This window comes from Nocardia camponoti (genome assembly GCF_014646135.1).
GTDB lineage: Bacteria > Actinomycetota > Actinomycetes > Mycobacteriales > Mycobacteriaceae > Nocardia > Nocardia camponoti.
The window spans coordinates 641,378-667,141 of sequence record NZ_BMMW01000002.1; the positions used below are offsets into that span (position 1 = coordinate 641,378).

General features: G+C 63.7%; 25 protein-coding genes and 1 pseudogene. 4 read left to right on the plus strand and 22 right to left on the minus strand.

Features of this window, described 5'->3' with window-relative positions; translation table 11 throughout:
* Nucleotides 1-15: 15 nt before the first annotated feature.
* Nucleotides 16-288 carry a helix-turn-helix domain-containing protein gene (locus IEX78_RS10915; RefSeq protein ID WP_229683875.1) on the plus strand — a complete coding sequence of 91 codons (273 nt, stop codon included), beginning with the start codon at nucleotides 16-18 and terminating at the stop codon, nucleotides 286-288.
* Nucleotides 289-329: 41 nt separating this feature from the next.
* Here IEX78_RS10915 and fusA (IEX78_RS10920) read toward each other — a convergent pair whose 3' ends face one another.
* The 10 genes from fusA (IEX78_RS10920) to hppD form a co-directional block, all read right to left on the minus strand.
* A complete protein-coding gene (fusA, locus tag IEX78_RS10920) occupies nucleotides 330-2,408 on the minus strand; it encodes an elongation factor G (RefSeq protein ID WP_188828793.1) in 2,079 nt (692 codons plus the stop codon).
* Nucleotides 2,409-2,600: 192 nt separating this feature from the next.
* A complete protein-coding gene (locus IEX78_RS10925) occupies nucleotides 2,601-2,816 on the minus strand; it encodes a DUF433 domain-containing protein (protein WP_188828794.1) in 216 nt (71 codons plus the stop codon).
* A 164-nt stretch (nucleotides 2,817-2,980) separates the two neighbouring features.
* Nucleotides 2,981-3,448 carry a hypothetical protein gene (locus IEX78_RS10930; RefSeq protein WP_188828795.1) on the minus strand — a complete coding sequence of 156 codons (468 nt, stop codon included), beginning with the start codon at nucleotides 3,446-3,448 and terminating at the stop codon, nucleotides 2,981-2,983.
* A gap of 128 nt (nucleotides 3,449-3,576) precedes the next feature.
* Entirely contained in the window at nucleotides 3,577-4,767 is a 1,191-nt protein-coding gene (gene tuf / locus IEX78_RS10935) for an elongation factor Tu (RefSeq protein ID WP_188828796.1), read from the minus strand.
* A 123-nt stretch (nucleotides 4,768-4,890) separates the two neighbouring features.
* Nucleotides 4,891-6,993 carry an elongation factor G gene (fusA, locus tag IEX78_RS10940; protein WP_188828797.1) on the minus strand — a complete coding sequence of 701 codons (2,103 nt, stop codon included), beginning with the start codon at nucleotides 6,991-6,993 and terminating at the stop codon, nucleotides 4,891-4,893.
* Between the two features lie 32 nt (nucleotides 6,994-7,025).
* Nucleotides 7,026-7,496 (minus strand): 30S ribosomal protein S7, encoded by a 471-nt coding sequence (gene rpsG, locus IEX78_RS10945; protein WP_188828798.1) that lies wholly within the window; start codon nucleotides 7,494-7,496, stop codon nucleotides 7,026-7,028.
* Nucleotide 7,497: 1 nt separating this feature from the next.
* Complete coding sequence (rpsL, locus tag IEX78_RS10950) at nucleotides 7,498-7,872, minus strand: 30S ribosomal protein S12 (protein WP_188828799.1); 375 nt, start codon at nucleotides 7,870-7,872, stop codon at nucleotides 7,498-7,500.
* A 272-nt stretch (nucleotides 7,873-8,144) separates the two neighbouring features.
* Nucleotides 8,145-8,699, minus strand: a complete 555-nt coding sequence (locus IEX78_RS10955; RefSeq protein WP_188828800.1) for a DUF3558 domain-containing protein — start codon at nucleotides 8,697-8,699, stop codon at nucleotides 8,145-8,147.
* On the minus strand, nucleotides 8,696-9,238 hold the full coding sequence (locus tag IEX78_RS10960; RefSeq protein WP_188828801.1) for a DUF3558 domain-containing protein: 543 nt from the start codon (nucleotides 9,236-9,238) through the stop codon (nucleotides 8,696-8,698). Before IEX78_RS10960 ends, IEX78_RS10955 begins: the two co-directional genes overlap by 4 nt.
* 31 nt (nucleotides 9,239-9,269) lie before the next feature.
* A complete protein-coding gene (gene hppD / locus IEX78_RS10965) occupies nucleotides 9,270-10,418 on the minus strand; it encodes a 4-hydroxyphenylpyruvate dioxygenase (RefSeq protein ID WP_188829520.1) in 1,149 nt (382 codons plus the stop codon).
* Nucleotides 10,419-10,562: 144 nt separating this feature from the next.
* Here hppD and IEX78_RS10970 point away from each other — a divergent pair, with 144 nt between their 5' ends.
* On the plus strand, nucleotides 10,563-11,057 hold the full coding sequence (locus IEX78_RS10970; RefSeq protein ID WP_188828802.1) for an Lrp/AsnC family transcriptional regulator: 495 nt from the start codon (nucleotides 10,563-10,565) through the stop codon (nucleotides 11,055-11,057).
* On the opposite strand, the gene IEX78_RS10975 is transcribed toward IEX78_RS10970, so the two are convergent.
* Entirely contained in the window at nucleotides 11,054-12,166 is a 1,113-nt protein-coding gene (locus IEX78_RS10975) for a winged helix DNA-binding domain-containing protein (RefSeq protein ID WP_188828803.1), read from the minus strand. The genes IEX78_RS10970 and IEX78_RS10975 overlap by 4 nt on opposite strands.
* 168 nt (nucleotides 12,167-12,334) lie before the next feature.
* Here IEX78_RS10975 and IEX78_RS10980 point away from each other — a divergent pair, with 168 nt between their 5' ends.
* Nucleotides 12,335-13,426 carry a Fic family protein gene (locus tag IEX78_RS10980; RefSeq protein ID WP_188828804.1) on the plus strand — a complete coding sequence of 364 codons (1,092 nt, stop codon included), beginning with the start codon at nucleotides 12,335-12,337 and terminating at the stop codon, nucleotides 13,424-13,426.
* A 26-nt stretch (nucleotides 13,427-13,452) separates the two neighbouring features.
* Here IEX78_RS10980 and IEX78_RS24210 read toward each other — a convergent pair.
* The 10 genes and pseudogenes from IEX78_RS24210 to IEX78_RS24215 all read right to left on the minus strand — a co-directional run.
* Nucleotides 13,453-13,636, minus strand: a pseudogene (locus tag IEX78_RS24210) (hypothetical protein); the annotation flags it as partial.
* A 105-nt stretch (nucleotides 13,637-13,741) separates the two neighbouring features.
* On the minus strand, nucleotides 13,742-14,233 hold the full coding sequence (locus tag IEX78_RS10985) for a hypothetical protein (RefSeq protein WP_188828805.1): 492 nt from the start codon (nucleotides 14,231-14,233) through the stop codon (nucleotides 13,742-13,744).
* A gap of 121 nt (nucleotides 14,234-14,354) precedes the next feature.
* Nucleotides 14,355-14,993, minus strand: a complete 639-nt coding sequence (locus tag IEX78_RS10990; RefSeq protein ID WP_188828806.1) for a GntR family transcriptional regulator — start codon at nucleotides 14,991-14,993, stop codon at nucleotides 14,355-14,357.
* A gap of 31 nt (nucleotides 14,994-15,024) precedes the next feature.
* A complete protein-coding gene (locus IEX78_RS10995) occupies nucleotides 15,025-16,011 on the minus strand; it encodes an isopenicillin N synthase family dioxygenase (protein WP_188828807.1) in 987 nt (328 codons plus the stop codon).
* 10 nt (nucleotides 16,012-16,021) lie between these two features.
* Nucleotides 16,022-17,179 (minus strand): nitrate ABC transporter substrate-binding protein, encoded by a 1,158-nt coding sequence (locus IEX78_RS11000; RefSeq protein ID WP_188828808.1) that lies wholly within the window; start codon nucleotides 17,177-17,179, stop codon nucleotides 16,022-16,024.
* Between the two features lie 28 nt (nucleotides 17,180-17,207).
* Nucleotides 17,208-18,050, minus strand: coding sequence for an ABC transporter permease (locus IEX78_RS11005; RefSeq protein WP_188828809.1), 843 nt, complete (start codon nucleotides 18,048-18,050; stop codon nucleotides 17,208-17,210).
* Nucleotides 18,047-18,826: an ABC transporter ATP-binding protein gene (locus IEX78_RS11010; protein WP_188828810.1), complete on the minus strand. Its 780-nt coding sequence runs from the start codon at nucleotides 18,824-18,826 to the stop codon at nucleotides 18,047-18,049. The genes IEX78_RS11005 and IEX78_RS11010 overlap by 4 nt, the downstream gene beginning before the upstream one ends.
* Nucleotides 18,827-18,932: 106 nt before the next feature.
* Complete coding sequence (locus IEX78_RS11015; protein WP_188828811.1) at nucleotides 18,933-20,231, minus strand: amidohydrolase family protein; 1,299 nt, start codon at nucleotides 20,229-20,231, stop codon at nucleotides 18,933-18,935.
* 138 nt (nucleotides 20,232-20,369) lie between these two features.
* On the minus strand, nucleotides 20,370-21,338 hold the full coding sequence (locus IEX78_RS11020; protein WP_188828812.1) for an NADPH:quinone oxidoreductase family protein: 969 nt from the start codon (nucleotides 21,336-21,338) through the stop codon (nucleotides 20,370-20,372).
* A gap of 49 nt (nucleotides 21,339-21,387) precedes the next feature.
* A complete protein-coding gene (locus tag IEX78_RS24215; protein WP_229683876.1) occupies nucleotides 21,388-23,202 on the minus strand; it encodes a serine/threonine-protein kinase in 1,815 nt (604 codons plus the stop codon).
* 74 nt (nucleotides 23,203-23,276) lie between these two features.
* Here IEX78_RS24215 and IEX78_RS11030 point away from each other — a divergent pair, with 74 nt between their 5' ends.
* Nucleotides 23,277-24,053 carry an acyl-[acyl-carrier-protein] thioesterase gene (locus IEX78_RS11030; RefSeq protein ID WP_188828813.1) on the plus strand — a complete coding sequence of 259 codons (777 nt, stop codon included), beginning with the start codon at nucleotides 23,277-23,279 and terminating at the stop codon, nucleotides 24,051-24,053.
* On the opposite strand, the gene IEX78_RS11035 is transcribed toward IEX78_RS11030, so the two are convergent.
* Complete coding sequence (locus IEX78_RS11035; protein ID WP_188828814.1) at nucleotides 24,050-25,708, minus strand: FAD-dependent oxidoreductase; 1,659 nt, start codon at nucleotides 25,706-25,708, stop codon at nucleotides 24,050-24,052. The two genes, IEX78_RS11030 and IEX78_RS11035, sit on opposite strands and share 4 nt — an antisense overlap.
* Between the last annotated feature and the right edge of the window lie 56 nt (nucleotides 25,709-25,764).

The window sequence follows — 25,764 nt, forward strand, 5'->3', positions numbered from 1 at the left end:
GGAAACCTCAACGTGGTGTCCGAATCCGCCGCTGAGAACGCGCTCGTGGCGATTTTGGGACAGCACTTGGCTGAGTTACGTCGGGCGAAGGGGCTCACGCAAGAGCAAGTCGCGCACGCGGCCGGGGTGAGCAGGCAGTACTACCAACTGCTCGAATCGGGGTTGCGGGCTCGGAATCCGCGCGAACCGGCGAATCCGTCCTTCCAGGTGCTTGTCGCGGTGAGCGAAGCGATCGGTACTCCGCTCCCGGCGGTGCTCGACGAGGTTTACGAGCGGAACGCCAGCTAGTTCGGCCGGTGACGCCGCACTCGCGACGTCACCGGTTTCGATCAGCTACCCGCGATGATCGACGCCGCCACGCCCGGTGGCACCGGGGCGTACGAGTCGAACACCATCGAATAGTTCGCTCGGCCACGGGTTTTCGACCGCAAATCCCCGATATAGCCGAACATCTCCTGGAGCGGGGTCAGTGCGCGAATCACATGCGCGCCACCTCGTTCCGTGAGTTCGGTGACCCGGCCACGACGGGCGTTGAGGTCACCGATTACGTCGCCGACGTACTCCTCCGGCGTGACGACCTCGACCGCCATCACCGGTTCGAGCAGCACCGGCTTCGCCTTCGCGACCGCAGCGCGCACCGCCGCCGCACCCGCGAGACGGAACGCCAATTCCGACGAATCCTGCACGTGGGCGGCACCGTCGAGCAGCGTGACCTTCACGTTCACCAGCCCGAAGCCGGCGAGCGGGCCGACGCGCAGCGCGTCCTGCGCGCCCGCGTCCACCGCGGGGATGTATTCCCGCGGCACCCGTCCACCGGTGACCCGGCTTTCGAATTCGTAGCTGGCGTCGTCGTCGGCCACGTGCGGTTCAACCGCGATCACCACCTTGGCGAACTGCCCATTGCCACCCTGTTGCTTGCGGTGGGTGTACTCGAACAATTCGACTGCGGCAGTGATGGTTTCGCGGTAGGCAACGCGTGGCGCGCCGATGTCGGCGTCGACTCGGAACTCGCGTTTCATGCGGTCGACCAGGATTTCCAGGTGCAGTTCGCCCATGCCGCCAATGACCGTCTGGCCGGTTTCGGCGTCGACAGCCACGGTGAACGTCGGGTCCTCGTCGGCAAGGCGAGCCAGTGCTGTGCTCAATTTGTCCTGGTCGGCGCGGGTCCTCGGTTCGATCGAGACGGCGAGTACGGGGTCGGGGAACGTCATCGACTCCAGCACGACCGGGTTGGCCCGATCGCACAGGGTGTCGCCGGTTCCCGTCGCCTTCAGGCCGATCACGGCACAGATCTGCCCGGCCTGCACCCGCTCGACGGCGATCTCGGTGCTCGAATGCATCTGGAACAGTTTGCCCAAACGCTCCTTTCGTCCGTTGGTTGAATTGAGAACGGCCGCACCGGGTTCGGCGGCGCCGGAGTAAACCCGCAGATACACGAGCTTGCCGAAGAACGGATGCAGCGCGACCTTGAACGCAAGCGCCGCGAACGGCTCTGCGACGTCGGGCGCGCGGTGGATGCGCTCACCGTCCGGCGAAAAGCCGTGCACCGCAACCACATCCAATGGCGACGGCAGGTAGTCGACGACAGCGTCCAGCAGCGGTTGCACGCCGATGTTCGCCAGCGCCGAGCCACACAGGACCGGGTAGGCCCTTGCGTCGATCGTCATCCGTCGGATGGCGGCCTTCAGGATGTCGACGGTGATCGGTTGGCCCGCGAGGTAGCGTTCAAGGACTTCCTCGTCAGCCTCGGCCACTGCCGCTTCCAGCGCGTCCCGATGCTGGAACGCCTTGGTGCGCAAGTCTTCTGGAATGTCGATCGTCTCGAAATGCGAACCGCGATCGGTGTCGCCACGCCACACCTTCGCGTTCATCCCGACCAGGTCGATGATTCCTTCGAACTCGCGCTCAGCACCGATCGGCAGTTGAATAACCAACGGCCGCACCCGAAGTCGCTCCGCGATGGTTCGCACGGTGAACGCGAAATCGGCACCGAGCTTGTCCATCTTGTTCACGAAGCAGATGCGTGGGACGCCGTAGGAGTCGGCTTGCCGCCACACCTGTTCCGACTGCGGCTCAACGCCCTCTTTGGCATCGAACACCGCGACCGCACCGTCGAGCACCCGCAGCGAACGCTCCACCTCGACGGTGAAGTCGACGTGACCGGGGGTGTCGATGATGGTGATCTGGTGTTCGTTCCACGAGCAGGTAGTCGCCGCCGCGGCGATGGTGATGCCGTGTTCGCGCTCTTGGATCATCCGATCCATCACGGCAGTGCCGTCGTGTACTTCGCCGATGGTGCGAGTGACGCCGGTGTAGAACAGCACGCGCTCGGTGGTTGTTGTTTTGCCCGCGTCGATGTGGGCGGCGATGCCGATATTGCGTATTCGGGCCAGATCGATTCTGGTCATGGGAATCCCCCAGGCTGGTTCTTGTCGATGAATCGACGCTCGCCAGTTGGGCGTTCCGGAAACGGCACGGGCGTCGGATCACGCGGCGCCGCAACGGCGCCCGAGGACCCGATGCGAACTAGAACCGCGGCTGCGGAGGTGCTGTAACCATGCGACAAGTTCTACGCGACGAAGCACTCGCTGTCGACCGAATTACAACCGCTCTTGATCCGTTAACGCTGCCGCGAAGGTAAGACACGCGCGGATGTCTTCGCGCCCAAGATAGGGATAGTCCTCAAGGATCGCGTCCTCACTGTCACCCGCGGCGAGCAGCTCAAGAACATCTTTGACCCGGATGCGCATGCCTCGAATACACGGGCGGCCGCCTAGTTGGTTCGGGTCGAAGGTAATCCTTGAATTGGTGGACACAGCGCGATTTTATGGGTGAAAACGGTAAGCAGCGTCACCCCCATGCCGATCGCGAATCGCAGACTCCCGTCCATGGCGACCGGCTCGCCCGGCAACCACTGATCCACCTCACGGTGCCGCACCGGCTGCCAATCAGCGAACATGTCAGGCGAAGGAAACCATAACTAGCTCCAGCCCTGTTTCGCCATTCTCTCGAAATCAGTCGCTATCGGGCCGTCAGCAGGAATTCGAAACCACCACCACTGCCTGCCGTTAATCGATTGGCCAACCACCCGTTGTATGCGTTCACCGGAGTCGGAAACCGTAAAGTCAGAGAATTTCTCGTCAACCTTGAGAACCCAGTTCTCAATCTTTGACCGTACATCTGCTGGAAGCACTTCCAATGCACACTGGAGATGATCCCTGATAGTAAGGGCAGCTACTAGATCATACTGGTTCCAGACCGATCGATCATCCCAGCTCAATGCCCTATCGCGATCGATCTTTTCAATGTGAGAACGCCAATTGATCAACAGCGACAGCGCATCCTTAGAGCCATCGCTTTCCCGCTTGATAGATCGGCTGTCTATTTCAGCCAACTCCGCAGAGCTGAAAAGGCTGCGCAGAGCATGTTCATCGCTAGAAGAGTCCATTCTCACCCCAGTCAGTACCAACCAGTCCTGCAACCCGCTTATCGATCCCGTCGTGCACGCAAACGACAAACGGCGTCACTCCCGAAGGAGTGACGCCGTCTGCGTCAGTAAATCCTAAAAAGCAGGAATTACTTGTTGATCTTCGTCACGCGACCGGCGCCGACGGTACGGCCACCCTCGCGGATCGCGAAGCGCAGGCCCTCGTCCATGGCGACCGGCTGGATGAGCTTGACGCTCATCTCGGTGTTGTCGCCGGGCATGACCATTTCGGTGCCCTCGGGGAGGGTCACAACGCCGGTCACGTCCGTGGTGCGGAAGTAGAACTGCGGGCGGTAGTTGTTGAAGAACGGGGTGTGGCGGCCGCCCTCGTCCTTCGACAGGATGTACGCCTGGCCCTCGAACTCGGTGTGCGGGGTGGTGGTGCCGGGCTTGACGACAACCTGGCCACGCTCGACATCTTCGCGCTTGATGCCACGAACCAGCAGACCGACGTTGTCGCCAGCCTGGCCCTGGTCGAGCAGCTTGCGGAACATCTCGATACCGGTGACGGTGGTCTTGGTGCTCTTCTCGCGGATGCCGACGATCTCGACTTCCTCGTTCACGTTGACGATGCCGCGCTCGACACGACCGGTGACGACGGTGCCACGACCGGTGATGGTGAACACGTCCTCGACGGGCATGAGGAAGGGGAGCTCGGTCTCACGGACCGGGTCCGGGATCGACTCGTCGACAGCGTTCATGAGCTCAACGATGCGCTCGGCCCACTCGGCGTCGCCCTCAAGAGCCTTGAGGCCGGAGACGCGCACGACCGGCGCATCCTCGTCGAATTCCTGCGAGGCCAGCAGTTCGCGGACCTCCATCTCGACGAGCTCGAGGATTTCCTCGTCGTCGACCATGTCCGACTTGTTCAGCGCGACCAGGATGTAGGGCACGCCGACCTGACGGGCGAGCAGCACGTGCTCGCGGGTCTGCGGCATCGGGCCGTCGGTGGCGGCGACCACGAGGATGGCGCCGTCCATCTGCGCGGCACCGGTGATCATGTTCTTGATGTAGTCGGCGTGACCGGGGGCGTCGACGTGCGCGTAGTGGCGCTTCTCGGTCTGGTACTCGACGTGGGAGATGTTGATCGTGATACCACGAGCCTTCTCCTCCGGCGCCTTGTCGATCTGATCGAACGCGAACGCGTCGTTCAGGTCGGGGTACTTGTCGGCCAGAACCTTGGTGATCGCCGCCGTCAGCGTGGTCTTGCCATGGTCAACGTGACCAATGGTGCCGATGTTGACGTGGGGCTTCGTCCGCTCGAACTTCGCCTTCGCCACTGTTGTCCTCCTGGACTAGTTTGTGCGTGCTTTTTTGCAGCAGTGCGGTTATTAAGGGGGTCGTACTGACGCCGGTTTGCCGGGGCCAAGCCGCAGTTAGCGTACTTGGCCCCCGCAAGCGAATTACTCGCCGGTCGCCTTCGCGATGATCTCCTTGGACACGTTGGCCGGAACCTCCGCGTACTGGGCGAACACCATGGAGTAGTTGGCCCGGCCCTGGGTCTTGGACCGCAGGTCACCGATGTAGCCGAACATCTCCGAGAGCGGAACCAGCGCCTTGACGACACGGGCACCACTGCGTTCCTCCATGGCCTGGATCTGGCCACGGCGGGAGTTGAGGTCGCCGATCACGTCGCCCATGTAATCCTCGGGCGTGATGACCTCAACCGCCATAAGCGGTTCGAGGATCACCGGACCGGCCTTGCGGGCCGCTTCCTTGAGGGCCTGCGAGCCCGCGATCTTGAACGCCATTTCCGACGAGTCAACATCGTGGTACGCGCCGTCGAGCAGGGTGACCTTCAGGTTCACCAGCGGGTAGCCAGCGAGCACGCCGTACTGCATGGCGTCCTGAGCACCCGCGTCGACCGACGGGATGTACTCACGAGGAACGCGGCCACCGCTGACCTTGTTCTCGAACTCGTACTGCGCGCCATCTTCGCCAACGAACGGCTCGACGGCGATGATGACCTTCGCGAACTGGCCGGAGCCACCCGTCTGCTTCTTGTGGGTGAACTCAAGCTTCTCGACCGGCTTGGTGATCGTCTCACGGTAAGCAACCTGCGGCTTACCGACGTTCGCCTCAACCTTGAATTCGCGCTTCATGCGGTCGACAAGGATGTCGAGGTGGAGCTCGCCCATGCCGCCGATGACGGTCTGGCCGGTCTCAGCGTCGAGCTTGACCGAGAACGTCGGATCTTCGCGGGCCAGCTTCTGGATAGCTGTACCGAGCTTCTCCTGGTCGGACTTGGTCTTGGGCTCGATCGAGACCTCGATGACCGGGTCCGGGAACGTCATCGACTCAAGGACGACCTGGTTCTGCGGGTCCGAAAGGGTGTCACCGGTGGTGGTGTCCTTCAGACCGATCACGGCGTAGATGTGACCAGCCGAAGCCGTGGTGACCGGGTTCTCCTTGTTGGAGTGCATCTGGAACAGCTTGCCCAGACGCTCCTTCTTGCCCTTGGTCGAGTTGACGACCTGCGAGCCGGAGTCGACCTTGCCCGAGTAAACGCGGACGTAGGTGAGCTCACCGAAGAACGGGTGCACCGCGATCTTGAACGCGAGGGCCGCGAACGGCTCGTCGACGTTCGGCTTGCGGGTGACGAGCTCCTCTTCCTTGCCGGGGATGTGGCCGGTGGTGGCCTCAACGTCCAGCGGGGAAGGCAGGTAGTCGATCACGGCGTCGAGCATGGGCTGAACGCCCTTGTTCTTGAACGCCGAACCGCAGAGCACGGGGTAGAGCTCCGAGTTGACCGTCATCTTGCGGATGGCGCTCTTGATCTCATCGATCGAGAGCTCTTCGCCACCGAAGAACTTCTCAAGAAGCGCTTCGTCGGACTCGGCGACGGTCTCAAGCAGTTCCTGACGGTACTGCTCGGCCTTCTCCTTGAGATCCTCAGGGATCTCGATGACCTCGTACTCTTCGCCGAGCTTGGTCTCGCCCTTCCAGACCTTGGCGTTGTTCTCGACCAGGTCGACGATGCCCTCGAAGTCGTTCTCAGCGCCGATGGGCAGCTGGATGACCAGCGGCTTCGCGCCAAGACGATCCTTGATGGTCTGCACGGTGAAGTAGAAATCCGCACCGAGCTTGTCCATCTTGTTCACGAAGCAGATACGCGGCACGTCGTACTTGTCGGCCTGACGCCACACCTGCTCGGACTGAGGCTCGACACCTTCTTTGCCGTCGAACACCGCGACAGCGCCGTCGAGGACGCGGAGCGAACGCTCCACCTCAACGGTGAAGTCGACGTGCCCGGGGGTGTCGATGATGTTGATCTGGTTGTCTTTCCAGAAGCAAGTGGTAGCCGCGGAGGTGATGGTGATACCACGCTCCTGCTCCTGCTCCATCCAGTCCATCGTGGCCGCGCCATCGTGAACTTCACCGATCTTGTACGTGATACCGGTGTAGAACAGGATGCGTTCGGTCGTTGTGGTCTTGCCCGCATCGATGTGGGCCATGATGCCGATGTTGCGGACCTTGTTCAGGTCGGTGAGCACGTCCTGTGCCACGAAAATCTCCCTTGTAAGCGACGGGACTGGGGCTACCAGCGGTAGTGCGCGAAGGCCCGGTTCGACTCGGCCATCTTGTGGGTGTCCTCGCGACGCTTCACCGAAGCACCGAGGCCGTTGCTCGCGTCGAGCAGCTCGTGGGCGAGACGCTCGATCATCGTCTTCTCACGACGGGCGCGGGAGTAGCTGACCAGCCAGCGCAGCGCGAGGGTGTTGGCGCGGCCCGGACGGACCTCGACGGGCACCTGGTAGGTGGCGCCACCAACGCGACGAGGCTTGACCTCGAGTGCGGGCTTGACGTTGTCGAGCGCACGCTTGAGGGTGACGACCGGGTCGGTGCCGGTCTTCTCGCGCGCCTGCTCGAGGGCACCGTAGACGATGCGCTCGGCGGTGCTCTTCTTGCCGTCCAGCAGGATCTTGTTCACCAGCTGAGTGACCAGCGGGGACCCGTAAACCGGGTCGTTGATCAGCGGACGCTTGGGTGCGGGGCCCTTGCGTGGCATATCAGCTCTTCTCCTTCTTCGCGCCGTAACGGCTGCGTGCCTGCTTGCGGTTCTTCACACCCTGGGTGTCAAGCGAGCCGCGGATGATCTTGTAGCGCACACCGGGGAGGTCCTTCACACGACCGCCACGCACAAGCACCATCGAGTGCTCCTGGAGGTTGTGGCCTTCACCGGGGATGTAGGCGGTGACCTCGACCTGGCTGGTCAGGCGAACACGCGCGACCTTACGCAGCGCGGAGTTCGGCTTCTTCGGGGTCGTGGTGTACACGCGAGTGCACACGCCACGACGCTGCGGGCTGCCCTTAAGGGCCGCGGTCTTGGTCTTGGAGACCTTGTCCTGGCGACCCTTGCGGACCAGCTGGTTGATCGTTGGCATATACCGGCTTTCTGGCTCATCCCCACTTGAGCTGGGGACCCTATTTCAGTGTTGGTCGTTGTTAACCTGCACGTCCAGCCACGTTTCCATTGACCCGCGGTCGGGCGTGTCGGGCGCAGCTGCGTAACCCTTTTCAGGGCACGCTGGAACGTATCGGCCGCTCTCGCTGGCCTAAGTTCACGCACGAACTTGCCCGTAGCAATCCGGGCACAGGGTTCGAGACTACCCGCGATGGCGAATCAGGGTCAAAGCGGGGTGGTTAAACAAGGCTTCTACCGGGCAAGATCCAAAGTAAGTTCGACGAGCTTCTGCGCGCCAACGCACGGATCGGGGTGTGAAGAGCCCGGCCGATAGTTGATCCACCATCCGATAATGCCGACATCGGCTGCCGGTGCCGTGACTCCGCAGGAATCGTTGTCGCCAGGGCGACGGACTTGCAACGCGCGCCGACCCTGCACGGTGACGTCGCCGGTGAGGTAGCCCAACCTGTCGTTATTGGTCTTCTCGTTGTTCAGCGTACCCATCTCGTACCAGTTGAGCGAGACCATGGCGGTCCCGCCAGGCGCATCTTCGACGTCCCACATGCAGACCGCGCCGCTAAACGAGGTTTGCACGAGCTTGGCGTTGCCGACGACCTCGCCGATCTTGGCCTCGTCGACGGCGTCGCATTCGCGCATGAGCTTGTCGAACTTGGTGTTGATCGGGGCGCTCGGGCCGCCGCCTTCGCCTAACGCCTTCGGGTTGCCGTCGATGGTCTGGCCGCAGCCCGCGATGGCAAGCGCGCACGCCGACCCAACGATGACCGCCTTAGCTAGCCGCAGCTTCATCCCAGCCGCCCGATGGTGAGTTCGGCGAGCTTGCGCGCGTTGTCGCAGGGATTGCCGGTCTTGCCGAACGCCCCGTACGACATCGACCACTCAAAGAAGTCGTCGTCGAGTTGCACGGCCAAGTCGCAGATCGCGCCGCTCGGGTCGAGGCCCTCGAAGCCCGGCTTGCCAGCGACCTGGATGGCTTTCGGGGTGCGCTGCGCGTTCGAAACCCACGCGCGCTCGCGTTCGATTGGCGAACCTCGGTAGGACGCGAAGGTGACGCTCGGTGACGTCATCCCCGCGGCCTGCCAGTTGCACCCGGTTGAATTTTTGAACGAACGGGCGATGCTGCCGATGCCGGCGAGCGAGCGCACCTCGTCGTCGGTGACGTGTCCGCACTCGCCGACGAACGGGCCAAGCGATGCCACCTTGGGCGGTTGCCGAACCGGCCCGGGCGAATCGTCGGAGGACGACCCGCAGGCCGACAGCACTGAGATCGTTGCCACGATGGCTAGTCCTTTGACGGCGCTGCCGATGAGCGCCGATGGGGTCCGCATGTTCGCAACTGTAATGGCAACGCGCGCATGCTCACAGGTTCCCGCGAGCCTCCTGCTCCCGTTCGATCGCCTGAAAAAGGGCCTTGAAGTTGCCTTTCCCGAAGCCGAGTGAGCCGTGTCGCTCAATGAGTTCGAAGAAGACGGTGGGGCGATCACCGAGTGGGCGGGTGAAGATTTGCAGGAGGTAGCCGTCTTCGTCGCGGTCGACGAGGATGCCGCGTTCGTGGAGTTCGTCGATGGGCACGCGGACGTGACCGATGCGGGCGCGCAGTTCGGGGTCTTCGTAATAGCTCGCGGGGGTTGGCAGGAATTCGACGCCCTGGGCTTTGAGTGCGTCGACCGTCGCGAGAATGTCGGGGGTTGCCAGCGCGATGTGTTGCACGCCCGGGCCGCGATAGAACTGGAGATATTCGTCGATCTGGGAGCGTTTGCGGCCGACCGCCGGTTCGTTGAGCGGGAATTTCACGCGGTGGTTGCCGTTGGCGACGACCTTGCTCATCAGCGCTGAGTATTGGGTGGCGATGTCGGCGCCGACGAATTCGGCCATGTTCTCGAAGCCCATGACGCGTTGATAGAACTCGACCCAGCGGTCCATCATGCCGAGTTCCACGTTCCCAACTACGTGGTCTATTGCGACGAAAGTTGGTGTGGTGCTTGTGCTTTGCGTCGCGGCGAAGCCCGGCCAATATGGGCCGTGATAGTTCGACCGGTCGACAAGCGTGTGTCGTGTTTCGCCGTAGGTTGCCAATGCGGCAGTGCGGATCGTGCCGAATTCGTCTGTCTCGTCATGCGGTTCGACCACGATGCGCGCGCCCGCTTTGCGTGCTTGCGCGACGCATCGGTCGACGTCGGGCACCGTGAGCGCCACGTCGACAACGCCGTCGCCGTGGCGGGTGTGGTGACCGACCAGTTCACTGTCGGGGTCGACCGCGCCGCGAATCACGAACCGCGCGTCGCCGCTGCGCAGGACGAACGCCTTGTGGTCGCGATTACCGGTTTCGGGACCGGAATAGGCGACCAATTCCATGCCGAACGCTGAGCGCAGAAAGTGCGCGGTTTGGGTGGCGTTGCCGACAACCCAGCCCAGGCTGTCGAAGCCGAGCACTGGGAAGGGGTCGGTGCTGTCGTCGTGGTCGATCAGGCCGACCAGCTCGCGCTCAGTTGTCTGCTCGATGGTCATGATTAAGCAAAACGCCGCCGATACCGCTCCGGCAAGCAGTGTCCGAACTGCTGAACACACCGACACAACCTGCTCGGCTGATCAGCGAAAAGGTAGACAATGTGAATAGCTGCGCGTTGTCGATCTGGGAGTCTGAGAGTCGATATGGATGAGCTTGACCTCGCGATTCTGTCCGCGATGCATCGGTATCAGCGCGCGGGGATCCTCGAACTATCTCGGCGAACGCAGGTGGCGCGCGCGACTGTGCAGGCGCGGATTACCCGAATGGAAGAGTCGGGAGTGATCGCCTCCTACGACCCGCAAATCGACTTCGCCGCAGCGGGATTCGATGTGCACGCTTTTGCGACGTTGGAAATCGCGCAGGGCGCGCTCGACGACGTGGCTGCCGAATTGGCTGGCGTGCCGGGGATTCTTGAGGCGTACGCGACGACGGGTTCGGGCGACATTTGGTGCCGCATCGCCGCGGATTCGCATGCGGGGCTGCAAGCGGTGTTGCTGACGATCGACCGAATTCCGTCGGTGGTGCGTTCGCACAGCGTTGTTGTGCTTTCGACGGTTGTGCCGCGCCGAACGCTGCCGCTATTGCAGACGCTGACGCCGAAAGGGACGGCGAAAGCGCCTGCGTATCGGCATCGCTAGGGTCGCACGTCCGCGCCAACGGCGAGAATCTCGACCGACGGGGTCGATTCCGGTTCTAGGAAGGCGAGAAGGGCGGATGCCTCGGCTTCCACCTCGGAAACCTCAGCAGCAGTCCACTTCCGCAACGGGCTGATGCGTAAACGTGCCGTTCCGCCCTTCACGAAAACCTTGTACATCCCGGCGAGGAAACCGTCGACAAGCACGGGCGAAACCGATGATGCGAACGAGCGGATGGGCACGGCGTCGTCAGCGCCGACGATGCGCGAGCGGTCCTGGTGGGAAAGGAACGCGTTGTCGAACCAGCCAAGGAGACGCACCGGCGCGGGTTCATCGGGGTCTGCCAGCGGGAGGTCGGCTGCGTCGTACAGCGTGCGGCCGCGCTCGTCGGTGTAGGTGCGAACGCGGTCGCCGAGCGCGCTGACCGCCGACTTCATCGCGGGCAATTTCGACCACGTCTGCATGTCCATCGTGGTCGCCGGGCCGAACGCGCGCAGGTACCGCATGATCAATTCGGCCACGGGGTAATCGGTTTCGATCGGCGCGCCCAACCACGGTTCGATGCGTGACCACACCGGACGGCTGTTGTCGCGCCACCGCCCGCGCGGCGGGGTTTGCAGGACGGGGAGTTGGTAGAGCCAGGTTTGGACAACAGCGCCCGGGTCGCGATCGGGGTACAGCTTGGCCGCCTCGTCACGCATAGCGGCTGCCGACATGGGTTCATCGCCGAGCACCGCTTCGCCGTGCGCGCGCACCTCGTCGGGATCAAGCCCGACCATCCCGCCGTAGTTGAACCCTTTGCGGAACGGGATTTTCTCTAGCTCCGGCTGAATGTGCGGTGCGATGCGCAGTGCGTCGGGCGGGGTGACGAGGTGAATTGTGCCGCGCATCAAGGTAATTCGTACGAGCGACCGATCGAGGAGCCCGTCGGAAACGGTGGCTGGCTCGAATTCGCTTATCCGACTCCACAATCCGATGAACGGCGGCGGAACATCTTGCGCTTGCAGCCCAACAAGGTGATCGCACATCTGCGCGACCGAAAGCTGCGACCGCGCGAGCAGGTGCTGACGCGCAAGCAACGTGCGATTAAGCACCCGATTCGACAGCTGCATGGAGCAGAGATTACTGGCCCCCACCGGCATTCACCCACAGTCTCCTACCGACCTCCTGAGCACCTCCGCGTCGCGAAGCCGGTAGCGACATGCGGCTTACCGCGCTTCTTGCGGCAATTAATGACCAGTTAATCGCACTTTATCTACCCCTTCTTGTACGATCAACGCATGTTCGCGCCGAACTTCCAGATCAGCCCTGCCACCGCTACCGCGCTCATGGCAATCGAAGCTGACCGGCAAATGATCATGGAATTGCCCATCAACGTCGACGTTCTGGCAGGGTTGCGCGAAACCGCCCGCCTGATCGCAACGCATTACTCGACCCAGATCGAAGGCAACCGGCTCACGCAGGCACAGGTGGTCGAGGCAATCGCTGGCACTCACTTCCCTGGCAGGGAGCGTGACGAGGCCGAGGTCCGAAATTACTACCGAGCGCTTGAGCACATTGAAGCCGCCGCGACAGAATCCGGCCCAATTAGCGAAGAGATGATTCGCCGTATTCACGGGTTGGTCATGCACGGGAAGGCGAAGGCCACACCTTACCGTGACGGGCAGAATGTGATCCGCGAAGCCTCGACCGGACGAGTTGTTTACATGCCGCCGGAAGCGGCGGACGTACCCGGCCTGATGGCGGGAATGTTCGACTGGCTCAATGAGCAGCTAGCGGCGAGGGTGCTACCCGCCCCGCTGATCGCCGCGCTAATTCATTACCAATACGCCACAATTCACCCGTATTACGACGGAAATGGCCGAACCGCGCGGCTGCTCACCACCTTGGTGCTGCACCGGGCTGGCTACGGGCTCAAAGGGATCTATTCGCTAGATGAGCACTACGCACGAAATCTAACTAACTACTACACAGCGCTGACAGTCGGGCCTTCGCACAATTACTACCTCGGTCGCGCCGACGCCGACCTCACTGAGTTCGTCGACTATTTCTGCACGAGCATGGCAGCGGCCCTCGGTTCAGTGCGCGCCCGCGCGACAGAGGTTGCGAACACACCAACCGCGCGGCATGCCGACGACGCTGCTGTACGACGCACCCTCGACCCGCGCCAACGCCGCGTCCTCGAACTGTTCCGTGCGAGTAGGGAAGTCACCACCGCCGACATCGCATCCCACCTCGCCGTTTCCCCGCGAACGGCAAGCACCCTGGCCCGCCGCTGGACCGAGACGGGATTCTTGATGTGCGAAAATCCGTCCCGGAGGGCAAGGAGCTACCGGTTATCGGCTGAATACGAACGCATTGTGCTGCCGTGATATCACTTCTTGCTATACCCCGACGCCGCCGTTGATAGATCCCCACCCGAAGCACACAGATACCGTGCCGCAGCAAGAGCCGCATCGTCGATGTCATCCGGATTGCCATGCAGTCAACATCTTTAGGCACCGACGAACGTTTGGCCATAAGCGGTAGTCAACGTCGGCCCGCACACCCCAACGCGCCCACGTATCGGGAATGAACTGAATTCGCGCCTGGATCTGAACGTAGTTGGCGTTCATCGGATTACATTCACAATGATCGTCTCGTTCATCGTGAACTCCGGACCGCTGCGTGAGGATAAAAAGGGCTCACTACTGGCGAAACCATTCACCTGACAATCGGCGGTCGAAATCCTCCCCCACCTCTCTGGTTTCGGGGTCCGAACTCGCTGCGGCCTGTGTCGTCAGGTAGCGGAGGGTCGCCCAATCCTCCATGTGCCACAGCAATTCGGCCAGCCTTCGAAAGTCGATCGAATCGGCGGAGCGCAGCCGATCTTCGATACTTCGTCGAACCTCACGCCGGGCCCGATTGAGCCCGATTGCACGCTTTGCGTACAGAGCCCATCCGGTATGCGTAGCAAGGTCGATCAGTTCATCGACCAGCAGGGGAACGTCCTTCGGTATCCCGTCGAGGAAGTCCAGCGCCGCTGCCCGCTCGGCCGCCGACCGCCCACGCAACGCCGAACTCAGCAGTGCTCGCCTGGAACTCACGTTCTGATAGAAGGCAGCCTTAGCGTCAGTATAATTTCGTTCAGCCGCAACTACCTTGGCCCACAGTTCTGCATCAGTCTCATCCGAACTCATCGAATCCCTCACTATCCCAGCTTCACGCAGATGTTATGCCACTCCCGCCTACGCCGCCGCCCGCATGCGACCCGCCCTCCAGGCCGCTATGCCTCAACTCCGGGCTAGCACGCACCCCGCCTCACGCGCGGTCGAGCCGGGTCAACAATCCGTGCACATGGGCCTCGGCCGCCACTCGCGCCGACGCGCTATCGCCGGACTCCAATGCCTCAACGATCCGGCGGTGCTCGCGCAACGCGACTCGGCGGTTGCGGGCCGAGCACCACAGGTCGCCTCGGTACAGGTGTGCCTGCACTTCCAAGCGCGACAGTTCGTCAACGACGCACACGTTTCCCGACGCCTCGCGGATGAAGGTGTGAAATTCCACGTCCAACGCCGCATCGCGTGCCGCGTCGGTCCCACCGTCGAGGTTCGCTTCCTGCGCGGCCAAGATCATCGCCAGTTTGTCGAGGTCACCCTCGGTCACGCGGGTCGCCGCTGCCGACGCGGCGAGGCCGTCGAGCACCGCGCGTACCGCGAAAACGTCACGCACGCGGGCTGCGTCGACGGTGGCGACCTTCGCGCCCGCATGCGGCACGCTGACCGCGAGGCCCTCATAAATCAACTGCTGCACGGCCTCGCGGACCGGGCTGCGGCTCACCCCGAGCCTGGTCGCGAGCGCCGGCACGCTCAACGACTGGCCCGGGGCGAGTTCGCGGGAAAGGATGAGCTGTCTGAGCTGCCGGTAAACCGATTCGCCGAGCAGTGCCGCCGCGCTCATCGCCACATCCTTTCCCTAAGTTCCCGCGTGATTATCCCTGATAGTTAGCGGCGACCCGCTGGGCAAGGAAGTCAGCGGCCGACACCGGCGGGTATTTGCCCGCTGGGCCCTCGATGACCGCGTCCCGATCAGCTTGGGCGAAGTAGGCGATGCTGTAACGCTCGCCCTGGTACTCCCCTTCGCCCGGGCTGCGCACGCGGTGGAAGTTCGACGGCAGCGCGTCGTCGCTCCAGCGGGTGAGCATGTCGCCGATGTTGCAGGTGATCAGGCTCGACGACGGCGTGATCGACGTCCACTCCTGCTCGTCCATTTCCTTGCCAGGGCACACTTGCAGTCCGCCCTGACCGTCGCGCTGGAAAAGTAAAGTGAGGCAGTCGAAGTCGGTGTGCGCGCCCGCTCGCCAACGTCCGGGCACCCCACGCAGTTCCTCGGGAACGGCGAAGTAGTGCAGCAGACGCAGTGCGCTCTGGTACTGCGGGGACTCGGGATTGTGCGCGGCGGTGAAGTATTCGCGATCAAACCCGAGTCGGTCGGCGAAGCAGGAAAGCACCCGCATCGCGACCTCCCACGCCCGCTCCTCGAAATCCAGTACGCGCGAACGGAATCCGGGCAGCTCGTCGTCGGTCGGCCACAACCCGTCCATGTGCGGCCGAGTGACCTGGTACGACTCCTTTTGATCGGGCACCCCGATCGACGGCCGCACCTGCGTGAGCGACTCCCAGCCCGCGTTGTTGCGCTTGACCAGCGGGTACTGGCCCTTCGTCTCCTCGGGCAACGCGAAGAACGATGCCGTTGAGGCGAACATCGCGTCGATCAGTTCCTGCGGGATGCCGTGACCCGACAGCTGGAAGAAGCCGATTTCGGTTGCCGCCGACCACAATTCGTCGGTGATCTCGGCGCGACGGTTCTCGAAGTCCGACAGGTCGATTACGCGAATCTCGCGGTCGGTTGTCTCGCGACCAAGGCCGCCCATCTGCTTCTCGCGCGAGACCTCAGCGAGGTCGTAACTCGATGTCATGTGCGTCTCCCTACTTGGTGACGGTGGTGTCGAGGAATTCCTTGGTGACCAGCGTCTTCGCATCCAGCGTCGCCGGGATGTTCGCGCCACCGGCACGGAGAATCGGGACGAATTCGTCGATGATGCGCTGCACGCGAGGCTCGTCGAAGCTGCCGATCACGCCGTCGGTGTCGGGACCCATCAGGCCACCGTCGATGAGGGCGCGCGAGCCGGACTTGGCCAGTTCGGCACCGTAGGGGCTCATCTTGGGGTTCTTGGCGACCACGTCGACGACCTTGGCGTCAACCGGCGTCGGGTCGGCGATGAACGCCGCGGTCGACTGCTGGATCATCGGAACCAGCTTCTTCAGGCATGGCCGCAGCTCAGCGACCTTGTCGGCGCGCACGTTCACGGTGCGTGCGTAGTTCTCGTAACCGAGGTCCTTGAGCAGCTGGTAGGCGACGGGCTTGTTCCACGCCTTGACCTCGTGCTCGTAGATGAAGGGCTCATCGTTGACGAAACCCTGCTGCGCGATCGACGGGTCAGCGACGAACCGCGACGGTGAGCTGTCGTAGGAAACGTCGATCTGGTCCTTCTTGATCAGCCCACGCGCGACGAGCCAGTCGGGGAACAGCTGCCCCTTCGACACGACGACGGGCTTGCCCGACTTGCCGATGTCGGCGATCGACTTCCAGTCCGGGTGGGTCTTGGGGTCCCACATCAGGATCTGCGGGCTGTTGCGCAGCAGCGTGGTGACGGCGGTGATCGGCTGGGTACCAGCGGCGGCGATGGCCTGCTCGCTGTGGGCGAGGCCGAGGGTGATGCTCGGGTCGACATACATCTGCGACGGCACGGTCTGGAAGCCAATCGCGGCGCCACCCGCGCGGATTTCCAGCTTCACGCCGGTGTCTTTGCCGTTGATGACGAGCGGGCCGGTGGTCTTGTTGTTGTCGGGGTCAACCTTGTAACCGGGGCCGAGCAGTCCGAAGATCGGGCCCGAATCGGTTTCCGGCGACCACTGCAACTGCACGACGACGGTGCTTGGACACACGCCTGCGAGCTGCTGCTCGGCGGGCGCGGGCTCCAGTGCGACAGCGGCGGTTTCGGTCGCGTCATCCGAACAGGCTGCCGTTGCCGCGACGAGCAGCGCAGCGGCGGCAAAACCTAAGCGGCGGAGGGGTTTTCTCATGTTCGATCCTTTGAGCGTGGTGAGGGTGCTACTGCGCGGAGGTGTGCCAGCGCCCGACGGTGATGCGCTGAACGACGGTGAAAACGGTGAACACGGCGACGCCGAAGAGGGCGGCAAGCAGCAGCGCGCCGATCAGGTCTTCGGATTGCAGTCGGGCGCGGTAAGTGTCGAGCAGGGTGCCGATGCCGGGTTTGCCCTGCGAGAAGAACATGTCGCCGATGATCGCGCCGGTGACGGAAAGCCCTGCTGCAGTGCGCAATCCGGTCATGATCGACGGCAGCGCGGCGGGCAGTTGCAGCGACCACAGGCGACGCAGCCGACCAGCGCGACCGAGCGTGAACAGTTCTTGCAGGTTCGTGTCGACGGATTTAATGCCGAACAGCGTCATCGCGATGATGGGGTGAATGGCGATCAGCACGCAGACGGTGGTTCGCGCGGAGAAACCGTAACCGAGCCAGAGCCCGATGAGCGGAACAACAGCGAGCACCGGAATAGCTTGGAGCACAACCGCATACGGGTAGACGATGTTCTCGATCGGCTTCGCCTGGCTCATCAGCACCGCGATCGCGACACCGAGCACCGCCGAGAAAACGAGCCCGGTAAGCGCGACGCGCGCCGTGACGCCAAGCGCCCGCATCATCACCTCAAGCTTGGCCGGATTGGCAAGCGCCTCAGTGAAAACCACGTGCGGTGGCGGGAGCAGGAAGCGGCGACTCTCGCTGAGCATGAACATCGAGACCGCGTACCAGGCAGCCAAGGCGAGGGTGAGCGAAATAGCCGGGGCGAGAAGTGATTTGCCAACCGACTTCAACCGGTCCGTCGGCAGAGAAATGGTCAGCGTCTTGGGGAGAGCGGCAACAGACACCATCATGCGGCCTCTTTCAGAGTGCGCGAGATGCGCGCGACAAGGTCGGTGAACGCGGGCGTGAAGCGCAGTTCGCGGTCGCGTGGGTAGGGCAGGTCGATGTCGATCACCTCGTGTATGCGGCCCGGTCGGGCCGACATCACAACGACGCGCGACGCGAGGAATACCGCTTCGGAAACCGAGTGCGTGATGAACAGCGCGGTAAAGGCGTTGTCGCGGTAGAGCTTGAGCAATTCCTCTTGCATGTTCAGACGCGTCATCTCGTCGAGCGCGCCGAAGGGTTCGTCGAGCAGCATCAGTCGCGGTTCGAGGGTGAGCGCACGGGCGAGCGAGACGCGCATTCGCATGCCGCCGGAAAGCTGTTTCGGCAGCTTGTTGGCGAAATCGGCAAGGCCGACCGCCTCGATGGCTTTGGCGACGCGTTCCTTACGCACCTTGCGGTCGATGCCAGCCAGCTCGGCGGACAGTTCGACGTTGCTACGCACCTTGCGCCAGGGCAACAGGGTTGCCTCTTGGAAGATGAAGCCGATCGAATTCGTCCGTACCGCAACGGCTCCCGACGATGTCGGCTCAAGCCCGGCGGCCAAGCGCAGCAGCGTCGACTTGCCGCAGCCCGACGGGCCAACAACCGCGACGAACTCGCCCTCGCGAATGTCGAGGTTGATGTCGGTCAGCGCGAGGGTGTCTTCGCCGAAGCGCTTGCTCACGCCGGCGAACGACACTTCCATGCCCGTGAGCAGCGTGCGCGCATCGGCGTCGTTGGTGGTGTCCAGAAGCGTCACCGTGGTTCACCTTCTCCTGCGAGTCTTGCGTGCAATTACTGGATATTCACAGTGTGAACGCGCCGAATTACATGCAATGTTTGATTGGTTTCGGCCTTATTAACAGTCAGCGCATGTGACGCAGTCGCTGCACGAGGTCCGCGACATCCACGCGCGTGCTGTTGCCGTCGCGGATCACGGCCTCGCCGTCGACCCAGACGGTGTCGACAACGCGCGACGACGCCGCGGTCAGCAGGGTCGCGCCCGGATGCAGCACCGGCAGGCACGCGAAGTCGCGGTCGAAGCGCAGCAGGGTGAAATCGGCAGGGTTGCCAATCGCGATGCCGGACTTGGCATTGAGCACGCGCGACGATGCCTGGGTTGCCATGTGCAGCATCGCGTCGATGCCGAGCAGGTCGGCCTTCTTATGCGCGGCACGTTGCAGATACGCGCCCATGCGCAGGGCGAGCAGCATGTCTTGGGTGTCGTTGCTTGCCGCGCCGTCGACGCCGAGCGTCACGTCGATGCCCGCCGCGAGCATCGCGGGAACGGGCGCGACACCGCTACCAAGGCGCATGTTCGACAGCGGGTTATACGAAACCGCGACACCACGTTCGGCGAAAACCCGCTGCCCGTGCGCGTCGAGGTTCACGCAGTGCACGGCGAGGGTGCGGTCGGTGAGGAAGCCGCTGGCGTCGAGGTAATCGACGGCCGACAGGCCCGCGTTCGCACGGCACATGTCGTCGTCGGTTGTCGTTTCCAGCACGTGGATCGACACGGTTTTGCCTGCGGCCCTTGCGTATTCGCCCACTTGCACCATGCCGTCGGGCGTGAGGCAGCGCGGGTTGGGCACGGCGAGCGCGGTCGAGATGCGAGTGCCGGTGAGCTGTTTGTCGAGGGCGTCGATGTGGGTGAGCACCTCGTCGAGCGGCTGCATCAGGCGCGGGTCGAGGCCCCATTTGCGGGTGATGTCGGCGCGATCGGCGACACCACGACCGAGGACAACGCGGATGCCAAGCTCGTCGAGCGCGCGGATCATGGCCTGATGCACGTCATCGGACGGGTTGGGCCACATGTGCTCGACCACGGTCGTGACGCCGCTGCGCAGCAGTTCGAGACCGCCAGCGAGCGCGGAAAGGTAGGTCTGCTCGGGGGTGGCGGCGACGGTGTGTTCGCCGACGCAGCGCAGCCACTCAAGCAGCGGCAGCCCCTCCCCCACCCCGCGCAGGATGGCCTGCTGGAGGTGGGTGTGGGAGTTGACGAAACCGGGGATGAGGTGGCCGTCGCCGCCGTCGATGCGGGGCAGATCAGCGTGCTCGGGACCCGCTTTGAAGGCCGCGATCACACCGTCGATCACGACGACTTCGGTTGGCGCCCACTCCTTTTCGAGATAGGCGGTGATATTGGTCAGGACGAAACTTCGCATGCGCGCACCTATCGGTAGATGCGGCTGGTTCGCCCGCCATCATCAGCGTGACACGTCGTCCGTTGCAGCCATGAACGTCGTGGTAGCTAAGTTAGGCAACGAGTGTTTCGGCGGAGTTAATGTGCCGTCACGCCTGCATTAGCGCAGGCTGACGACCACTTTGCCCAGCGCGGTGCGGTTGTCCAACGCGGCGACCGCCTCCGCTGCCTGCTCAAGCGGATACGTTGTCGGCTCGGGAGCGGTGATCGCACCTGACGCCAACAGCGGTGCCACACGTGCCCACTGCTCGGCGAGATAGCCCGGGTGCGTCATGATCCACTCGCCCCACGCCGCGCCGACCACCTCAACGTTGTTGAGCAGCAAGCGGTTTACCTTCACCGTCGGAATCTCGCCCGCGGTGAAACCGACGACGAGCAGGCGACCGCCCTGGTTGAGCGAGCGGATGCTATCGGTGAATCGGTCGCCACCAACCGGGTCAACCACGATGTCAACGCCGCCGCCGAGTTCCTTCACCGCTGCGAGCCAGCCGTCGGCGAGCACAACGTCGGTCGCGCCGTTCGCCTTCGCGATGCCCGCTTTTTCTTCGGTGCTCACCACCGCGATCACGCGGCCCGCACCAAGGGCCTTCGCCATCCGCAGGGTTGACGTGCCGATGCCACCGGCAGCGCCGTGGACGAGGACGGTCTCGCCTTCGGCAAGGCGACCACGCTTGACCAGGCAAAATTCGACGGTGAGGTCGTTGAACAGAATGCCAGCGCCGGCTTCGAGCGAAACGTTGTCGGGTAGGACGAAAACGGCCTGTTCCGGCGCGACCGCCACCTCAGCGACACCGTTGCCAAGCATCGTCAGTGCCGCGACCCGGTCGCCTGGCTTGAGCGACGACCCTTCCGGCGCGCTGCGCACAATCCCCGCGACCTCGCCGCCGATGATGTAGGGCAGGCCCGGCTTCATCTGATAGTGCCCGCGCGTCATCAGCACGTCGGGGAAGGCGATGCCCGCCGCGTGCACGTCGATGAGGACACCGCCCGGGTACGCGGTTGGTTCGGCGACGTCGACAATCTCGATCGCCGACGGGCCATCCAGCCGAGAAACCTGTGCTGCGCGCATGCTCTTTCCTTCACTATCGAACTGGCACCGAACATAGTGCGGCCGCGCGTCAGCGGTGGGCGAATTCCACCATTGGCTCGCTGGCCAGCACCGATGAGCCTCGCATGATCGTGAGTCCACTTGCGGTGACCTGGTATTGCGTGTTGTCGGTGGTGTTTGTCGCGGTGAATCCGCCGCCGCCGGTGGGGACCGGATCGTCGAGTTCGATGCCCGCGCTGTCGCTGGTGCGCAGGCCCTTGTAGTAGTAGCGGCCGACGCCGGTGTGGCAGATGACGATCCGCGAACTGCTTGTGCGGGCAACGGTGAACGCGGCATCGTCGTCGTTGCAGCGTGGTCCGGCGGTGAAGCCTTGGCCGTCGGCACCACTGACCGCACCTTGCATCGCGGGCACAGTGGTTTTCGCCGGTTGCGTCGCCTTCGGCGGTTGCTGTGCTGGCGGTGCCTGCGGGTAGGTGCCCGGCGTCTCCTGGCTCGCCGTGACAATCGTCGGACCTGGGCCCGCGATCGTCGGGGTGACCTGCGCCTTTTTGTCCTGGGAGTTCAGCATCATGACCCAGACGACGAGCCCAACCACCGCGATCACGATCAACGCGCCGAGTGCACCGGCGAGGATCGGCGTTGCGGAACCACGTTGCTGCCGAACGGGAAACGGTGCCGACGGGTGCGTTGGGAAACCGCCGGAGTTGCTGCCGTAGGGGTGGTCGCCGGAGTAGGCGCGGGTACCGGGAACCGGACCTGAGCCGGTCCAACGGTTGGTGGCGGCGGCACGCGAATCTTGTTGGTGCACACCTAGATTCGCGACGGGACTGAACGCGGAGACAGGAATTGGACCTGATCCGCGTACATCGCTTGGCCGTGAAGTGGCGTGTGGTCCCGACTGTTTGGTGAGGTCAAGCCGCGCATCGCTCGCGTCGACCGCCGGGCTCGGGGCCGTCGGGAGGGGGCTCGCCGGGTGCACCGCCGGGGCCTCAATATGCGGCCGCTGCTCCAACGACGCGATCGCGGGCGAAGCGACCGTGCTCGGCGACGCACGGTCGATCTGCACCAGCGCCGCTCGCGCCGCGCGGGCTAAATCCCCGCTTGTCGCGTACCGCGCCTCCGGCCGCTTCGCCATGCCACGTTCGATCACCGCGTCGAACGGCCACAGCGCTTCATCAACCGCACTCGGGCGCGGCGGCGGTGCCATTTGATGCGAACCGATCGCTGCCGCAAGCGAATTCACCGGAAACGGCACCCTGCCGACGAGGCATTCGTAGAGCACGCACGCCAGTGAGTAGGTGTCGACGGTGCCCGACATCGGCACGTCGTCGAAGCGTTCGGGTGCCATGTAGGCCATCGAACCCACCGCGCTGCCGGTGGACGTGAGCTGCGGATCGGCGACAGCGTGGGCGATACCGAAGTCGACGAGGTAGGCGAAGAGGTCGCCGGTGAGCAAGATGTTGCCCGGCTTGACGTCGCGGTGCACGAGCCCCTGCCGGTGCGCGGCGTCGAGTGCCGATGCGATCTGCTCAATCACCTGCACCGATTCGGTCGGCGTGAGTTTGCCGTGATGGCCGATGCGTTCCTTGAGGTCGCCACCGTCAACGAGGCGCATGTCGATGTAGAGAATCCCGTCGACTTCACCCCAGTCATGCACGGGAATCACATGCGGTTCCGACACCGACGCCATCGCGTAGGACTCACGTCGAAATCGCTCAACATAGGTGGGGTCGACGGCGAACTCACGGTTGAGCACTTTGAGTGCGACCGTTCGGTTCTTTGAGGTGTCGAACGCCTCGTAGACCTCGCCCATACCGCCGACTCCGAGGAGTCTGCGTAACTCGTAGCGCCCGAACATCGAGCCCGATAACGCGCCGCCCGCCATTTAAAGCAGGTTACCAGCGAGAGACCCGCGTCACCGCCCCGTAAAGTCGATGGGAGAACTTGCAAGGAGCACATGTGTCACTTGATCAGCCACTGGTCTTGCCGCCCGAATCAGGTGGCGGTTTCGCGGCGTCGTGGCCGGTCCGGGCGGGCGACGTCGACCCTTATCACCGCCTCCGGCTCGACGCGATCGCGCGCTACCTCACCGACATCGCCTTCGACGAGGCCCGCGCCAGCGGTTTGTACGACTCCGACCCAACCTGGATTGTGCGCCGCACCGTCATCGATGTGCACCGTCCGGTGGTGTGGCCCGACGAGGTCCAGCTGCACCGGTGGTGCTCGGCGATGTCGACGCGCTGGACCAACATGCGCACTCGCATCACCTCGCCCGGCGGCGGCCTGATCGAGACCGAGGGGTTCTGGATCAACCTGTCAGAACTGTCGAACCTGCCGGCGCGCATCAGCGACGACGGCCTCGCCTACCTGGCCCGCACCACCAACGAACACCGACTACGGTGGCGGCCGTATCTCACCGACCCCGCGCCGCGCGAATCCGACACCGACCTGCCATTCCCGGTGCGCGCCACCGACATTGACCAGTACAACCACGTCGACAGCGCGTGCTACTGGCAGGCCGTCGAACAGTTCCTCGTCGACTATCCGAAACTGCTCGCGAGCCCACACCGCGCGGTCATCGAATACGTCGCGCCGGTACTTGCCCGCGAACACATCACCGTGCGCGGCCGCTACGAGCCGGGCGACCGCAACGGCACGCCCGTGCTTCGACTGTGGTTCGTTGTTGGCGGCATCACCACGACGGTGGTGCGGGTGATGCCGCTTCCAGCGAGCTAGCCTTTCGCCGCTTTGAGCAGGTCGGCCAGTGACGTGAACTTCACCCGAGGCCGACCGGCGGCTTTACCAGCGACCTTCTCGGCCTGGTCGATGGTCTTCCAGCCCTTGCGATCGACGACGTCGGGTTGACGTTCGGCGACAAGCGCTTGCAAGGCCGCGCGGTCGCCCGAAGGCGTTGCGAGCTTGCCAGCGACGAAGTCGGCGAGCAGCGCTTCGACCGTCTCCTCGGCATCGATTCGGTTGGACCCGATCACGCCGCGCGGACCACGCTTGATCCAGCCCGACACGTACACGCCCGGCTTGTCCTGCACGCGACCGTGCTCGCTGGGAACAACGGCGCGACGCTCGGCGAAGGGCAGGTCGGCGACGGGCTGGCCGCGATAACCGATCGAGCGGAGGACAAGTCCGGTCGGGATGGTTTCGGTGCGGTCGGTTGCTTGAGCGACCAACTGCCCGTTGCTTTCGACCAATTCGTTGCTGACCAGTTCGATCGCGCCGACTCGGCCGTCTTCCTCAAGAATCTGCGTGGGAGTTGCCAAGTAGCGGAACACAATTCGCTTGTTGACCGGGTCCGGTGACTTCGCCGAATACTCTTTCGCCAGTTCGTATTTCAAGCGAAGCGACGGTTCGATGTTCGGGTCGTCGAGTTCGGCCTGGCTCACCGGATCGAGTGCGAGTTCGGCTTCGTCGATGATTACGTCGAGCCCCGGCACGTGCGCGAGCGCGAGGAACTCCGGCGACGAATACGCGGCTTGCAGCGGTCCACGGCGACCGACGACGACCACCTCGCGAATGTTGCTCGCGCGCAACGCTTCCAGCGCGTGATCGGCGATGTCGGTCTTGGCGAGCTGGTCGGGGTCGGTCGTGAGCACCCGCGCGACGTCGAGCGCGACGTTGCCATTGCCGATGATCACCGCGCGCTCGCCCGACAGGTCGAAGGTGTGGTCGGCGAAGTCGGGGTGGCCGTTGTACCAAGCCACGAATTCGGTGGCCGAATGGCTGCCCGGTAGGTCTTCGCCCGGCACGTCGAGCTTGCGGTCCGACGAAGCGCCGACGGCGTAAATGACCGCGTGGTGGTGCGCGAGCAATTCGTCGAGCGTGACGTGGCTGCCCACTTCGACGTTGAGGTAGTACTGCAACGTGTCGCGACGGAACGCCGTGTCGAACATTTCGGCGACGCCCTTCGTGCGGGCGTGGTCGGGCGCGACACCCGCGCGCACAAGGCCCCACGGCGTTGGCAGTCGGTCGAACATCTCGACCTCGACCGTGCTGCGGCGCAGCAGTTCGTCGGCGGCGTAGCAGGCGGCAGGACCGGCACCGACGATCGCGACACGCAGCGTGCCCAGCTCTTTCGGCGGGCGCGCGGGCGCTTTGAGCGGGTCGAAGTTCGACTCAAGCGGGTGACGTTGGAAGTACGCGGCGTTGATGTCGCGGTAGCGCGCCAGCGACGCCGTGAGGTCGTCTTCGGGGAAAATCGCGTCAACCGGGCATGCGTCGACGCAAGCGCCGCAATCGATGCACGTGTCCGGGTCGATGTAGAGCATTTCCGTGCTGACGAACGCGGGGTCGTCGGGCGTTGGGCGAATGCAGTCGACTGGGCACTCGGTTACGCAGCTGGCGTCGTTGCAACAACGCTGCGTGATGACGTAGGCCATAGATGCGGATCCTCTGAAGACGGTTGTGAATGTGACGTAGGTTTCAGTGTGCCTCG

What these genes read in the sequence shown, in the direction of transcription:
- fusA (WP_188828793.1), bottom strand. Translation starts at nt 2,408, where the DNA reads ATGACCAGAATCGATCTGGCCCGAATACGCAATATCGGCATCGCCGCC.
- IEX78_RS10930 (WP_188828795.1), bottom strand. Translation starts at nt 3,448, where the DNA reads ATGGACTCTTCTAGCGATGAACATGCTCTGCGCAGCCTTTTCAGCTCT.
- rpsG (WP_188828798.1), bottom strand. Translation starts at nt 7,496, where the DNA reads ATGCCACGCAAGGGCCCCGCACCCAAGCGTCCGCTGATCAACGACCCG.
- rpsL (WP_188828799.1), bottom strand. Translation starts at nt 7,872, where the DNA reads ATGCCAACGATCAACCAGCTGGTCCGCAAGGGTCGCCAGGACAAGGTC.
- IEX78_RS10955 (WP_188828800.1), bottom strand. Translation starts at nt 8,699, where the DNA reads ATGAAGCTGCGGCTAGCTAAGGCGGTCATCGTTGGGTCGGCGTGCGCG.
- IEX78_RS10960 (WP_188828801.1), bottom strand. Translation starts at nt 9,238, where the DNA reads ATGCGGACCCCATCGGCGCTCATCGGCAGCGCCGTCAAAGGACTAGCC.
- hppD (WP_188829520.1), bottom strand. Translation starts at nt 10,418, where the DNA reads ATGACCATCGAGCAGACAACTGAGCGCGAGCTGGTCGGCCTGATCGAC.
- IEX78_RS10970 (WP_188828802.1), top strand. Translation starts at nt 10,563, where the DNA reads ATGGATGAGCTTGACCTCGCGATTCTGTCCGCGATGCATCGGTATCAG.
- IEX78_RS10975 (WP_188828803.1), bottom strand. Translation starts at nt 12,166, where the DNA reads ATGCAGCTGTCGAATCGGGTGCTTAATCGCACGTTGCTTGCGCGTCAG.
- IEX78_RS10980 (WP_188828804.1), top strand. Translation starts at nt 12,335, where the DNA reads ATGTTCGCGCCGAACTTCCAGATCAGCCCTGCCACCGCTACCGCGCTC.
- IEX78_RS10985 (WP_188828805.1), bottom strand. Translation starts at nt 14,233, where the DNA reads ATGAGTTCGGATGAGACTGATGCAGAACTGTGGGCCAAGGTAGTTGCG.
- IEX78_RS10990 (WP_188828806.1), bottom strand. Translation starts at nt 14,993, where the DNA reads ATGAGCGCGGCGGCACTGCTCGGCGAATCGGTTTACCGGCAGCTCAGA.
- IEX78_RS10995 (WP_188828807.1), bottom strand. Translation starts at nt 16,011, where the DNA reads ATGACATCGAGTTACGACCTCGCTGAGGTCTCGCGCGAGAAGCAGATG.
- IEX78_RS11000 (WP_188828808.1), bottom strand. Translation starts at nt 17,179, where the DNA reads ATGAGAAAACCCCTCCGCCGCTTAGGTTTTGCCGCCGCTGCGCTGCTC.
- IEX78_RS11005 (WP_188828809.1), bottom strand. Translation starts at nt 18,050, where the DNA reads ATGATGGTGTCTGTTGCCGCTCTCCCCAAGACGCTGACCATTTCTCTG.
- IEX78_RS11015 (WP_188828811.1), bottom strand. Translation starts at nt 20,231, where the DNA reads ATGCGAAGTTTCGTCCTGACCAATATCACCGCCTATCTCGAAAAGGAG.
- IEX78_RS11020 (WP_188828812.1), bottom strand. Translation starts at nt 21,338, where the DNA reads ATGCGCGCAGCACAGGTTTCTCGGCTGGATGGCCCGTCGGCGATCGAG.
- IEX78_RS24215 (WP_229683876.1), bottom strand. Translation starts at nt 23,202, where the DNA reads ATGGCGGGCGGCGCGTTATCGGGCTCGATGTTCGGGCGCTACGAGTTA.
- IEX78_RS11035 (WP_188828814.1), bottom strand. Translation starts at nt 25,708, where the DNA reads ATGGCCTACGTCATCACGCAGCGTTGTTGCAACGACGCCAGCTGCGTA.